This window comes from Vibrio paracholerae (genome assembly GCF_037672085.1).
In the GTDB taxonomy this organism is placed as follows: domain Bacteria; phylum Pseudomonadota; class Gammaproteobacteria; order Enterobacterales; family Vibrionaceae; genus Vibrio; species Vibrio cholerae.
The window spans coordinates 956,400-970,183 of record NZ_JBBHLM010000002.1; the positions used below are offsets into that span (position 1 = coordinate 956,400).

11 protein-coding genes and 1 pseudogene are annotated in these 13,784 nt (G+C 48.1%); 9 read left to right on the forward strand and 3 right to left on the reverse strand.

Annotation, left to right across the window (positions count from 1 at the left end):
* Positions 1-2: 2 nt before the first annotated feature.
* Both R4537_RS09790 and rne read right to left on the reverse strand, forming a co-directional pair.
* Positions 3-1,561, reverse strand: a pseudogene (locus tag R4537_RS09790) (SulP family inorganic anion transporter).
* A 354-nt stretch (positions 1,562-1,915) separates the two neighbouring features.
* Positions 1,916-5,074, reverse strand: coding sequence for a ribonuclease E (gene rne / locus R4537_RS09795; RefSeq protein WP_080483196.1), 3,159 nt, complete (start codon positions 5,072-5,074; stop codon positions 1,916-1,918).
* A gap of 611 nt (positions 5,075-5,685) precedes the next feature.
* On the opposite strand from rne, the gene rluC reads away from it, so the two are divergent.
* Positions 5,686-6,633 carry a 23S rRNA pseudouridine(955/2504/2580) synthase RluC gene (gene rluC, locus R4537_RS09800; protein WP_071177833.1) on the forward strand — a complete coding sequence of 316 codons (948 nt, stop codon included), beginning with the start codon at positions 5,686-5,688 and terminating at the stop codon, positions 6,631-6,633.
* A gap of 107 nt (positions 6,634-6,740) precedes the next feature.
* Here rluC and R4537_RS09805 read toward each other — a convergent pair whose 3' ends face one another.
* Positions 6,741-7,322: a Maf family protein gene (locus R4537_RS09805; protein ID WP_071177832.1), complete on the reverse strand. Its 582-nt coding sequence runs from the start codon at positions 7,320-7,322 to the stop codon at positions 6,741-6,743.
* Positions 7,323-7,469: 147 nt separating this feature from the next.
* Here R4537_RS09805 and yceD point away from each other — a divergent pair, with 147 nt between their 5' ends.
* From yceD to fabF, 8 genes are all read left to right on the forward strand, one after another.
* A complete protein-coding gene (gene yceD / locus R4537_RS09810; RefSeq protein WP_071177831.1) occupies positions 7,470-7,994 on the forward strand; it encodes a 23S rRNA accumulation protein YceD in 525 nt (174 codons plus the stop codon).
* A gap of 34 nt (positions 7,995-8,028) precedes the next feature.
* Positions 8,029-8,199 carry a 50S ribosomal protein L32 gene (rpmF, locus tag R4537_RS09815; RefSeq protein ID WP_000290732.1) on the forward strand — a complete coding sequence of 57 codons (171 nt, stop codon included), beginning with the start codon at positions 8,029-8,031 and terminating at the stop codon, positions 8,197-8,199.
* Between the two features lie 9 nt (positions 8,200-8,208).
* Positions 8,209-9,234, forward strand: coding sequence for a phosphate acyltransferase PlsX (gene plsX / locus R4537_RS09820; RefSeq protein WP_001180560.1), 1,026 nt, complete (start codon positions 8,209-8,211; stop codon positions 9,232-9,234).
* Positions 9,235-9,239: 5 nt separating this feature from the next.
* On the forward strand, positions 9,240-10,190 hold the full coding sequence (locus R4537_RS09825) for a beta-ketoacyl-ACP synthase III (protein WP_000287005.1): 951 nt from the start codon (positions 9,240-9,242) through the stop codon (positions 10,188-10,190).
* Between the two features lie 69 nt (positions 10,191-10,259).
* On the forward strand, positions 10,260-11,183 hold the full coding sequence (fabD, locus tag R4537_RS09830; RefSeq protein ID WP_000032620.1) for an ACP S-malonyltransferase: 924 nt from the start codon (positions 10,260-10,262) through the stop codon (positions 11,181-11,183).
* A 27-nt stretch (positions 11,184-11,210) separates the two neighbouring features.
* The gene (gene fabG / locus R4537_RS09835; protein WP_071177904.1) at positions 11,211-11,945 is read left to right on the forward strand and encodes a 3-oxoacyl-ACP reductase FabG; all 735 of its coding nucleotides are present in this window, start codon (positions 11,211-11,213) and stop codon (positions 11,943-11,945) included.
* Positions 11,946-12,180: 235 nt separating this feature from the next.
* The gene (gene acpP / locus R4537_RS09840; protein ID WP_000065130.1) at positions 12,181-12,417 is read left to right on the forward strand and encodes an acyl carrier protein; all 237 of its coding nucleotides are present in this window, start codon (positions 12,181-12,183) and stop codon (positions 12,415-12,417) included.
* Between the two features lie 88 nt (positions 12,418-12,505).
* Positions 12,506-13,750: a beta-ketoacyl-ACP synthase II gene (fabF, locus tag R4537_RS09845; protein ID WP_000044695.1), complete on the forward strand. Its 1,245-nt coding sequence runs from the start codon at positions 12,506-12,508 to the stop codon at positions 13,748-13,750.
* Positions 13,751-13,784 lie beyond the last annotated feature (34 nt).

Consider the following 13,784-nt stretch of genomic DNA (forward strand, 5'->3'; position numbering starts at 1 on the left):
TATTATCCCGCCAAAACATCACTAGCGACTTTGTAGGTTGGATCTTCTTTAAGGTTGATTTCCACTAAGCTGCCTGCTTTCTGTAGTAGAGCGCGGCAGTCTTGGCTTAAATGGCGCAAGTGCAAGGTTTTACCAACGGCGGCATAACGTTCCGCTAAGGTTTCTATCGCATCAATCGCTGAATGATCGGCCACGCGTGAGCGAGCGAAATCGACAATCACTTCTTTAGGATCATGGTGCGCATCAAACAATTCAAGGAAGTTCGCGGCCGACCCAAAGAAAATGGGGCCATGAATATGATATTCCTTATGCCCATCAGGATTGATATGGCTGGCTGCGTAAATATGCTTGGCGTGCTCCCATGCAAACATCAACGCAGAGGCAATCACACCGACTGCGACCGCAATCGCTAAATCGGTAAACAAAGTGACCACTGTCACCAACACAATGACGAAGAAATCTTGTTTCGGAACTCGGCGCGCTAATTTGAAGGTAGCCCATTCAAAAGTGCCAATCACCACCATAAACATGACGCCGACTAATGCCGCAAGCGGGATTATCTCAATCAAAGAAGCGGTAAACAGGATAAAGCACAGCAGCAATACGGCTGCGACTATCCCCGATAGACGACCACGTCCACCAGAGTTAACGTTGATCATCGATTGCCCAATCATGGCGCAGCCACCCATGGCACCAAACATGGAGCAGGTGATATTGGCTAAGCCTTGCCCCATACACTCACGGTTGGATTGGCCGCGAGTGCCAGTCATTTCATCTAAAACCGTCAGCGTCAGCAGTGATTCTATCAAGCCAATCGCAGCGAGAATTAAAGCATAAGGGAAAATGATCGTTAGGGTTTCCCAAGTCAGAGGTACCGCGGGAATCGAAAAAGAGGGAAGAGAGCCCGCAAGAGTTGCCGCATCATTCCCAGACATAGCCCGCAGAAAATCCACGACGGTACGAGTTTCCAAGCCTAAACCTTGAACCAGCAGAGTGACAGTGACTATCGCCGCCAATGAAGAAGGTATCGCGGTGGTGAGTTTGGGTAGAAAATGGATGATCGCCATCGTTAAGGCAACCAGCCCTAACATGAGGAGCAATTCCTTTTGTGGTAGCCAAGTCATGACTCCGTTGAGATCGGGAGCTTTAAATTGGCCGAGTTGAGCTAGAAAAATCACAATCGCTAGCCCATTCACAAAACCAATCATCACTGGATGCGGTACCATGCGAATAAATTTGCCTAACTTAAACAAGCCTGCTGCGACTTGCAGTAAACCCGTGAGAAGAATCGCGGCAAATAAATACTGCATACCATGGCTTGCGACTAAGCTCACCATCACCACTGCCATTGCTCCGGTTGCACCAGATATCATACCGGGACGACCACCAAAAATGGAGGTAATCAGCCCGACAGTAAACGCGGCAAAAGGCCAACCATAGGATCGACCCCCGCGACAAATGCAAAAGCCACCGCTTCTGGTACCAGAGCCAGTGCGACCGTCAACCCAGATAACACATCATTTTTTATTGAGTGCTGCGAGAAAGAAGGGAATTCAAACATGGGCAAAACCGTGTTCCGTATTTGTGCTGCTCATGAATGATGAGCATGAAGTGAACCGAGCCGCTTAACATAAAGTGAAAGATCAAGGTGTAACTAAGCGGGTTAATTTTGAACTGCGGATGCTACAGAATTGAACGGTAGGGTGCAATGATCAATTACAGTGTGAGCCCATATCACCAGCGTGAATAAGCGTTAGCGCCTTGCTACTTGAGCTCTAGCGCTATTGGCTGCAACGCCAAGTAGTATGTACGCAAGGTATCTACGCAAGAGATGATGCAAGGCTGTTGGGAAATATAAGAATCACGGGTAAAAGAAAGGGCTGCGTTGGCAGCCCTTATCGTATGGTTTCGCTATTTAGAAGCTTTGCGGCTTACTCATGCCCGCACTGGCTTGATTACGCGCGACTTGACTACCCGCACCACGCGCTTGGTAACGTTCAGCACGTAAAGGCGCGGCGTTAACCTGCACTTCACGGATGTCATCTGAGCCAGGTGCTTTAGTCATCGGCGATGAGGCGTACGGCTGTTGGATGACCGCTTTCGCGGTGAGTGATTTTGCACTCACTGACACTGACTTAACAACCTTAATTGGTTCTGCCATTTTGTCTGCGATCACTTCAACTGTTGTTTGTGCGACAACCTCGTCACTGATTGTGGCTGGCTCTTCGACTTCAGCGACTTTCGCCACTACGGTTTCTAGCGCAGCAGTTTCTGTTGCTGACTCTTCAATTACCGGAGCTTCAATCACTGCAGCTTCAACCACGACCGGCTCAACGGGCGCGATGAGTGTCTCTGCGATCACGTCAGTAATCACTGGCTCTTGCACTACTGGCTCAGGTTGAACCGCAGCAGTTTCACGACGTACGATGACCTTGCCCATCGCCATTTCTGGGAAGACAACGCCTCCGAGTACGCGTGGCGCTGCCACTTTTTCGCTTTCTACTACTGCAGTTGCCGCAGTCGGTGTTACATGGGTCACATGTTGAGCACCTTCAGCAGTTTCATGGCGCGATTGCGGACGCGGCGCTAAGTCGTAGCGAGGCATCACTTTACCCATGGCCATCTCAGGAGAGGCAACCCCACCTTTACGCAGACGGAATGGGTTAGGGCGACGATCACGACCGCGACGGCGACGCTGGCCGCTGGCGCGCAGATGACGTGGCGAGCGGCGATTACGACGCTGCTTCTGATCATCTTGCTCGTTATCCTCTTGAGCCGAATCCGCAAAATCATCGGTTACAGGCAGATTAACTGGCGCTGGAGCGTCGAACGCATTGTCAACAGGAGCTGTAGACAGGTTGTCTAACTCTTCTGCGGCAAGCTGATCTTTGACTCGAATTTGCTTCGAGAGCTTACGACGTTGACGACGTTCTTTAACAACCGTGGCCTTCTCTTCTTTAGGCTCAACGGCTTTAACTTCTTGTTGTGCTTCAGCCGCTAATTGGCGACCTTGCTCAAGCAATTTAGCCGTTTTGCTTTCATCTCGTTTATTACGACGATCTTGACGTTCTGGACGCTCCGTTTCTGGACGTTCATTGCGGTCATTACGTTCGTTACGCTCACCACGCTCTTGCTTTGGCTTGCGCTCTTGTGGCTTACGGTTGTTGTTTGATGTCTCTTTATCGTTACGGTCGTTGTTTTCCTCATTACCGCGGCGACGGTTTTTGTCACGAGGGTTACGACGACGATCATTATTACGATCGTTACGCTCACGACGAGGTTTGTCTTGTTCACTATTCTGCGTTACAGGCGCTTCTACTTTGGCCGCTTCCGGTGTCGTAGAGAATAGGCTCGCAATCGCTTTAAACACACGGCTAAAGAAACCAGGCTGCGCAGGTTGCTGTACCTCTGCAACAGGTTGAGGTTCTGCTTTAGGTTTTGGTGTTGGAGCAGGAACCGCTTCCGCAGGCGCTGCAAAACCTTTCAGTACTGGCTCTTCAATACGTTTTGGTTTGAGCTCAACATCGACTACTTCTTTGCCTTCCGCTTCTTTCATCGCTTCCAGCTTTTTCGGGATCAGGTAAGAGAGAACATCTTGCTCTTCACCTTCACGCACGCGGATCACTTCAAAGTGCGGTGTTTCCATATCGGAATTTGGCACGATAGTAATGCGAACTTGCTGCGCTTTTTCAATGTGATTGATTGAGCGACGCTTCTCGTTTAACAGATAAGAAGCGATAGAGACAGGTACCACCGCAAGTACTTGCGATGTGTTGTCTTTGAGTGCTTCTTCTTCAATTAAGCGCAGAACAGAGAGTGCCAAAGATTCGTTGTCACGAATCACGCCGGTTCCTTTACAACGAGGACAGATGTGATGGCTTGCTTCTGCCAGAGAAGGGCTCAAACGTTGACGCGACATTTCCAGCAAACCAAAGCGAGAAATACGGCCAATTTGAACGCGAGCACGGTCAACACGCACTGCTTCACGTAGACGGTTTTCCACTTCACGCTGGTGGCGAACAGGGGTCATATCGATGAAGTCGATCACCACAAGACCACCGAGGTCACGCAGACGCAATTGGCGTGCGATTTCATCCGCAGCTTCTAGGTTGGTATTGAGAGCGGTCTCTTCAATATCGCCACCTTTGGTTGCGCGGGCAGAGTTGATGTCGATGGAAGTCAAGGCTTCGGTTGGGTCAATAACGATTGAGCCACCAGAAGGCAGGCGAACTTCACGTTGGAAAGCCGATTCAATCTGGCTTTCGATTTGGAAATGGCTGAACAGCGGTACTTCGCCTTCGTATTTTTTCACACGATTGACGAAATCTGGGCGCACTAAACGAATATGCTCAAGAGCACGCTCGTAAATGCTGTTGCTGTCGATAAGAATTTCACCAATATCACGACGCAAGTAATCACGGATCGCACGAACAATCACGTTACTTTCTTGGTGGATAAGGAAAGGTGCAGGGTTGGAATCAGACGCTTGTTTAATCGCACTCCAGTGCTTAAGCAGTACATTTAAGTCCCACTCTAGCTCTTCAGCGCTTTTACCTACGCCTGCGGTACGAACAATTAAGCCCATACCTTGTGGCAATTCTAGTGAGCTGAGTGCTGATTTCAGTTCAGTGCGCTCATCGCCTTCGATACGACGAGAAATACCGCCAGCACGAGGGTTATTTGGCATCAGAACTAAGTAGCTGCCCGCTAGAGAGATAAAGGTGGTTAGGGCTGCACCTTTGCTACCGCGCTCCTCTTTCTCGATTTGCACGATCACTTCCTGACCTTCGTTCAGCACATCTTTGATGTTTGGACGACCTTGGTAGCTATAACCATCAGGGAAGTATTCACGAGCGATTTCTTTGAGAGGGAGGAAACCGTGTCTTTCAGCGCCGTAGTCAACGAATGCAGCTTCAAGACTGGGTTCAATGCGGGTAATGCGGCCTTTGTAGATATTTGCTTTTTTCGATTCGTGCCCCGGACTTTCAATATCCAGATCGAACAGACGTTGGCCATCGACCAACGCGACACGCAACTCTTCTTTTTGAGTTGCGTTAATTAACATTCTTTTCATTTAGAAATCTCATTTTCTTATATAGTTTTGATTCTTGTTTTTGTTGCCGAGTTTCGTTTTCACGGTGCCAGATCCCATGGCTTATTCGATACAGCCTCCCGGCTGGAGGGGATGCTCTGGGGCACATCAGTATTCACAAGCCAACGATTGCCTGTGATCCGCTATAAAGGCGGTGGGTACTCAACATGAAAAGGCGACGAGTAGAGCAACAAAAAGCCTCAAACAGTGTGTCTTACGCCGTGTGCTGCACCTTGTTTTCGACTGACTACTCATTAATTTGCCAGAAATTGAACGGTAAAGAACAAAATGCCACCGGTTCAGCTCTTGCAGCTGTGAACTATAGCAGTGACTGCCAAAGTCAGCAATCAGCTTTCCAATGTAGCGCAAATTATTTGCGGGAGATTACAAAAAACCAACAATCTAACTTATTGTTAAATAAAGATAAGGTGGTTGAAATGTTAGACTTGGAGCATCCGCGCGACCAAATTAGGTAGTGAGCCCAAGGTTAACTTGGTTAAATTGTCGGCAAATGGGGTTGATGCTAATGAAAAATGGCTTTTTTTGTTGCTAAGAAAATGTGACTTTAACTCGATTCCAGATAGAATAGCGCCATGAACGAAATCAGAACTCAAGTCCAGTTCATCGACATTGATGAAGACATGGCTGGTCAGCGCATTGATAACTTTTTGCGCAACCAATTAAAAAATATTCCCAAAAGCGTGGTTTATCGAATTCTACGTAAGGGAGAAGTGCGCGTGAACAAAAAACGCGTAAAAGCAGAATACAAGCTCGAAGCGGGCGATGTGGTGCGTGTGCCTCCCGTCACCGTGGAAGTCAAAGAGAACGAGCCTGCTCCACCGAGTACCAAACTCAGTAAAGTGGCGGAATTAGAACACTGTATTGTCTATGAAGACGATCATTTACTCATCCTCAATAAACCGTCTGGGACGGCAGTGCATGGTGGGAGCGGCTTGCACTTTGGTGCGATTGAAGCCTTGCGCGCCCTGCGCCCCCAAGCGCGTTTTCTTGAGTTAGTACACCGTATTGACCGTGATACCTCTGGGATTTTGCTGGTGGCCAAAAAACGCTCGGCACTGCGTCACTTACAAGCTCAGTTTCGCGAGAAAACAGTGCAGAAGTACTACTACGCTTTAGTCATGGGACATTGGGATGCAGAGTGTAAAGTGGTCAATGCGCCGTTGCTGAAAAATGAAGTCAACAGCATAGTGCGCGTGAACCCCAACGGTAAGCCGTCGGAAACCCGATTCCGTATTCTTGAGAAGTTTGCTGAAGCGACGTTAGTTCAAGCGAGCCCTGTGACTGGGCGTACGCACCAAATCCGTGTACACACCCAGTACATGGGGCATCCAATCGCGTGGGATGATCGTTATGGTGATCGCCGCTTTGATGCTTATACAGCGCAATTTGGGATTGAGCGCCTGTTTTTGCATGCGGCAAACATCCAATTTGTGCATCCTGCCAGCGAGAAAAAGTTGGAAATCCATGCGCCACTCGAATCGCATTTGGAGCAAGCACTGGCAAAAATGCGTCAGGCTTAACCGTTCACTGGATGTTTAAACAAGAAAAGGGCGATAATTCGCCCTTTTCTGTTAGTTTTTTCGTGATAAAACCTTGCGATGCCCGTTGTGTAATGCCAACGCTAAAGTCAAATGACATTGAGCCCTTCATTTTCTAACAACTGAATGAGCTTAATCAGGGGTAAGCCGATGAGCGAATTGGGGTCGTCGCCTTCCAAGCGCTCAAACAAGGCAATGCCTAATCCCTCACTTTTAAAGCTACCTGCACAGTGCAGTGGTTGCTCAGCCTCGACATAACGTCTAGCCATACTCTCGGATAAGGTTCGAAAATGTACCGTAAAGGTATCGCAAAGCACCTGTGTTTGCTGAGTTTGGTTGTTAAAAAGCGCTAAGCCAGTATAAAAGGTAATCGCTTGACCACTTTGGCGTAAAAGTTGTTCAACGGCTTTTTCAGTAGTTAAGGGTTTACCGATGATTTGCTCATCGATCACGCAGACTTGATCTGACCCAATCACTAAGCTCGGTTCTGCTAAAAAGCAGCTACGCGCTTTGTTTTCAGCCAAGCGCATCACTAAGTGTTCAGGTGTTTCTCCGATTAAAGGCGTTTCATCGCAATCGGGTTTTGCAGTGACGAAAGGCAGCTTTAATTTCGCCAGAATTTGTTGGCGAAATGGAGAGGTAGAAGCTAAAACTAGTTGGTAATTTTGCATTTTACTTTACAATCATCGCGTGTTTGACAGCAGCATAACGTATCCTAATGCGCTGTTCATAATGCTCTCTGTGGAAAGGGAAAAAAAACCAAGTTTTTTGCCTTTTTCTTTGACTAAATCTGTTTTGGAAGATAATATTCGCGCCCTATGCAAAAGGTAAAAATACCGCGAACGGTTGATCCGGCTAAAGCCGCTCAGAAAAGATTAGACTTTGATGGCATCATCCAAGCTAATTTGTTCAAGCGCTTAGAGGAGTCAGTCGCAGGCGTTAAACGCGACGCTGAAGTTTCATTGTCATTTGAGATTGATGAACAGCAACTGGTTGTTATCTCTGGTAAAGCTAACATCGAAGTTGATTTAGAGTGTCAGCGCTGTAACGAGGTTTTCGCACACGAGTGCGAAGTTGAATTTACTTATACCCCTTACTTAGGTCGTAAAAGTGAAGAAGACGCCCCAGACGAGTATGATTTGGTAGATCTAAACGAGTTTGGTGAGGTTGACCTAGTTCAGTTAGTTGAAGACGAGTTCATCTTAAATTTGCCTCAAGTTGCGATGCATGACGAAGCGGATTGTAGCGTTGATTCAGACAATTTGGTGTTTGGTGAACTTCCAGAAGAAGTTTTGGAAGAGAAGCCGAATCCATTCGATGTTTTAAAAAGCTTGAAGAAGTAATTCGCTAAGCATTCTTAACATAGGAGTAGGGTCCATGGCCGTACAACAAAACCGTAAAACACGTTCAAGACGTGGCATGCGTCGTTCACACGATGCGCTAACTGCTGCAGCGCTATCTGTAGATGCAACTTCAGGTGAAACTCACCTGCGCCACAACGTAACCGCTGAAGGTTACTACCGTGGTAAAAAGGTTATCAACAAGTAAGGTTGACCTTTGCAAAATTTAACCGTTGCACTTGATGCAATGGGCGGGGATTTCGGTCCGCGCGTAACAGTGCCTGCCGCCGTGCAGGCACTGTCACATTTCCCAGAGCTAAAAGTGATCTTAGTGGGTGATCAACATCAGATCGCTCAACAACTCTCTCTTCTTGGTTATTCGGCCGATACGCGCTTAAGTATTGTGCACAGTGACCGTGTCATCTCCAACTCCGAAAAACCTTCGCTTGCTTTACGTCACAGTGCTGGCAGTTCTATGGGCATGGCGATTGATCTTGTTGCTGAAAATCAAGCGGATGCGTGTGTCAGTGGCGGAAATACCGGCGCTTTAATGGCGCTGTCGCGTTTTCGTCTCAAATTGCTACCGGGTATTGATCGTCCGGCGCTGGTTTCTGCTCTGCCCACTATTTCTGGCCGCAAAACCTGGATGCTCGATCTGGGCGCGAATGTCTCAAGTGATGCCGATTCTCTGTTTCAATTTGCGGTGATGGGCGCCGCGCTTGCTGAGCAGCATCTACAGCAAGCTCCACGAGTGGCAATTTTAAACATCGGTGCAGAAGAGATTAAAGGCAATGATCTGGTTAAGCGCTGTGCGGAAATGCTGACCCAAACTCAGGCGATCAATTTCATTGGTTATATTGAGGGTAATCAACTGTTAACTGATGCTGCAGATGTGATAGTGTGCGATGGCTTTGTCGGGAATGTCTGCCTTAAAGCGTGTGAAGGAACAGCGCAACTCTTTATCGATAAGTTAAAAAAATCGCTTTTAGCCTCATCCATAAAGGGTTGGATTGCAAGAAAACTGTTTTCTGAGCTCTTTACTGAATTAAAAACCCTGAACCCCGACCAGTATAACGGCGCAAGTTTGCTAGGATTGCGCGGCATTGTCATTAAGAGTCATGGAAGTGCTGATGTATCCGCGGTCGTGAATGCGATTTCTGAAGCGGTGCATGAGGTGAAACGACAAGTACCCAGCCGTATAAGCGATCGTTTGGAAGCGGTTTTACTCGAGAGGCATTATTAGTCTTCATGTATAGCAAAATTTTAGGTACTGGCAGCTACTTGCCATCTCAGGTGCGTACTAACGCAGACTTAGAGAAAATGGTAGAGACCAGTGATGAGTGGATTGTTGCTCGTACTGGTATTCGCGAGCGTCGTATTGCGGCTGACAATGAAACTGTTGCCGATATGGCATTCTTCGCTGCGCAAAATGCCATAGACATGGCCGGTATTGATAAACACGACATCGATATGATTATTGTGGCGACCACCAGTGCGAGCCACACTTTCCCATCAGCCGCTTGCCAAGTGCAAGGCAAACTGGGAATTAAAGGATGTCCAGCGTTTGATTTGGCCGCAGCGTGTTCTGGTTTTATGTACGCGCTCTCTATTGCTGATCAGCATGTCAAATCTGGCATGTGCAAACATGTTTTAGTGATTGGTGCGGATGCGTTGTCCAAAACCTGTGACCCCACAGATCGTTCGACCATTATCTTATTTGGGGATGGTGCTGGCGCGGTAGTGGTGGGCGCAAGTAACGAGCCGGGCATTCTTTCTACTCACATCCACGCGGATGGCGAGTTTGGTGATTTACTGAGCCTTGAAGTGCCGGTTCGTGGCGGTGATAGCGATAAATGGCTGCACATGGCGGGGAACGAAGTGTTCAAAGTCGCAGTAACTCAGCTATCTAAACTGGTAGTTGATACGCTAAAAGCCAACAACATGCACAAGTCTGAGCTCGATTGGTTGGTACCACATCAAGCGAACTACCGGATTATCTCAGCAACCGCGAAAAAACTTTCGATGTCGCTCGATCAGGTGGTGATTACCTTAGACCGTCATGGCAACACCTCTGCGGCGACTGTGCCTACAGCGTTGGATGAAGCCGTACGTGACGGTCGTATTCAGCGTGGGCAGATGCTACTGCTCGAAGCTTTTGGTGGCGGTTTCACATGGGGCTCTGCTCTGGTGAAGTTCTAAACGCACAATGAATTTTGACTTTAAGGAGTCCTAGGACTCCTTATCCATTCTTAGATGAAGGAAAGATTTATGAGTAAGTTTGCTATCGTATTTCCAGGTCAGGGCTCGCAAGCAGTAGGTATGCTGGCTGACCTTGCCGAGCAGTATGCTGTGGTAAAACAAACATTCGCCGAAGCTTCCGAAGTGCTTGGTTACGATCTGTGGGCGCTGGTTCAAGATGGCCCAGTGGAAGATCTCAACCAAACTTTCCGTACTCAACCTGCGTTGCTTGCCGCCTCTGTTGCGATTTGGCGTGTATGGCAGCAACTGGATCTTGAGCAACCTGCGGTTTTAGCCGGTCACAGCTTGGGTGAATATTCAGCACTGGTATGTGCGGGCGTGATTGATTTTAAACAAGCGATCAAGCTAGTTGAGCTGCGTGGTCAATTGATGCAACAAGCAGTCCCCGCAGGCACGGGCGCAATGTACGCGATCATCGGCCTAGAAGATGAGGCGATTGCTAAAGCCTGTGCGGACGCGGCGCAAGGTGAAGTGGTTTCTCCTGTAAACTTTAACTCACCAGGCCAAGTGGTTATTGCTGGTCAAAAAGATGCGGTTGAGCGTGCGGGCGTTCTATGTAAAGAAGCGGGCGCGAAACGTGCGCTGCCTCTGCCAGTTTCCGTACCATCACACTGCGCGTTGATGAAGCCCGCTGCCGATGAATTGGCAAAAACTCTAGCAGAGCTTGAATTCAATGCACCACAAATTCCGGTCATCAATAACGTTGATGTTGTGGCTGAAACGGATCCGGTAAAAATTAAAGATGCGTTGATTCGTCAACTCTACAGCCCAGTTCGTTGGACTGAATGCGTTGAACAAATGAGCGCACAAGGTGTCGAAAAGCTGATTGAAATGGGGCCGGGTAAAGTATTGACTGGTCTAACAAAACGTATTGTAAAAACCCTAGAAGGTGTCGCAGTCAATGACGTGGCTTCTTTGGATGCGGTGAAATAACAACAGGAAGAAAACATGAGTCAATTCATGAATCTAGAGAGCAAAGTTGCTCTTGTGACTGGCGCAAGCCGCGGCATTGGTAAAGCGATTGCTGAACTCTTAGCTGAACGTGGTGCCAAAGTGATTGGTACGGCAACCAGCGAAAGCGGTGCGCAGGCGATCAGCGACTACTTGGGTGACAAAGGCAAAGGTATGGCATTGAATGTGACCAATCCTGAGTCGATTGAAGCGGTTCTAAAAGCCATTACCGATGAGTTCGGCGGCGTCGACATTCTGGTGAACAACGCTGGTATCACTCGCGATAACCTGCTGATGCGCATGAAAGAAGAAGAGTGGTCAGACATTATGGAGACCAATCTGACGTCGATTTTCCGTCTGTCTAAAGCCGTTTTACGTGGCATGATGAAAAAACGTCAAGGTCGTATCATCAATGTTGGCTCTGTTGTTGGCACTATGGGTAACGCAGGTCAAGCCAACTACGCGGCAGCAAAAGCGGGCGTAATTGGCTTTACTAAGTCAATGGCGCGTGAAGTTGCATCGCGCGGTGTGACCGTCAACACAGTTGCACCAGGTTTTATCGAAACTGATATGACAAAAGCGCTGAATGACGAGCAACGTACTGCTACACTAGCGCAGGTTCCAGCAGGTCGACTGGGGGATCCTCGAGAAATTGCGTCTGCGGTTGCTTTCCTTGCATCACCAGAAGCGGCATACATTACCGGCGAGACACTGCATGTCAACGGCGGTATGTACATGATCTAACAATTTTGCCTTATTGAGCGATTGAGCAAATTCAGCGCCCGTGAGGCAAGTTTGTGTGAAAAATGTAAGTAACATGCACAATATTTATGCATGATTTATATCAAAAATGGTGTGAATTTCGGTTAAAATCGTCTAATTTGTGGTTAGACCAGAAACCTCACGCTTGCAACTTTCCCTAGTTCGAATAAACTACGGAATCATCGCATTAGGCGAAATCTGTAAAGGAAAAGAAAAAATGAGCAACATCGAAGAACGCGTAAAGAAAATCATTGTTGAACAGCTAGGTGTAGACGAAGCAGAAGTAAAGAATGAATCTTCTTTCGTTGAAGACCTGGGTGCTGATTCTCTGGACACTGTTGAGCTGGTAATGGCTCTGGAAGAGGAATTCGATACTGAGATTCCTGATGAAGAAGCAGAGAAGATCACTACTGTTCAAGCTGCGATCGATTACGTAACCAGCAACGCTCAGTAATCTCTCCTCAGGCGGCTCACTGGCCGCCTGAATTTTTCTTAGTTCTCAACCCTCTCTCATTTCAATTTCAATTCCGGAGAATATTATCGTGTCCAAGCGTCGCGTTGTTGTCACTGGCATGGGTATGTTGTCACCGGTAGGCAACACTGTAGAGTCATCTTGGAAAGCCTTGTTGGCCGGCCAAAGCGGCATCGTCAACATTGAGCACTTCGACACTACCAATTTTTCTACTCGTTTCGCAGGCCTGGTAAAAGGTTTTGATTGCGAACAGTACATGTCAAAAAAAGATGCTCGCAAAATGGATTTGTTTATCCAGTATGGTATTGCTGCGGGCATTCAGGCTCTGGAAGATTCAGGCCTAGAAGTTAATGAAGAAAATGCTGCGCGTATTGGCGTTGCGATTGGTTCGGGTATTGGCGGCCTTGAGCTGATTGAGACCGGGCATCAAGCTTTAATCGAGAAAGGCCCGCGCAAGGTTAGCCCTTTCTTCGTACCCTCAACCATTGTCAACATGATTGCCGGTAACTTATCTATCATGCGTGGCTTACGTGGTCCCAATATTGCGATCTCTACCGCCTGTACCACGGGCTTGCACAATATCGGCCATGCAGCACGTATGATTGCTTACGGTGATGCGGATGCGATGGTCGCAGGTGGTGCAGAAAAAGCGTCGACGCCACTGGGTATGGCGGGTTTTGGTGCGGCGAAAGCACTATCAACTCGTAATGATGAACCGCAAAAAGCGTCTCGTCCTTGGGATAAAGACCGTGATGGTTTCGTGCTCGGTGACGGTGCCGGCATCATGGTGCTCGAAGAGTACGAACACGCGAAAGCGCGTGGCGCGAAAATTTACGCAGAAGTGGTTGGCTTCGGTATGTCAGGTGATGCTTATCATATGACTTCACCGAGTGAAGACGGCTCTGGCGGTGCGCTGGCGATGGAAGCGGCCATGCGTGATGCAGGCGTGACTGGTGAACAGATTGGTTATGTTAATGCTCATGGTACTTCTACCCCTGCGGGCGATGTAGCTGAAGTGAAAGGCATTAAACGTGCGTTGGGTGAAGCCGGGACTAAGCAAGTTCTAGTTTCTTCTACCAAGTCCATGACAGGTCACTTATTAGGTGCTGCAGGTTCTGTTGAAGCGATCATCACAGTGATGTCTTTGGTGGACCAAATGGTTCCGCCGACCATCAATCTGGATAATCCTGAAGAAGGTTTGGGTGTGGATTTAGTACCGCATGTTGCCCGTAAAGTTGAGAGCATGGAATACGCCATGTGTAACTCGTTTGGCTTTGGTGGCACTAACGGTAGCTTGATTTTCAAGCGCATGTAAAAACTTCATCACTCTTTACTTGAGTTAAGACGGC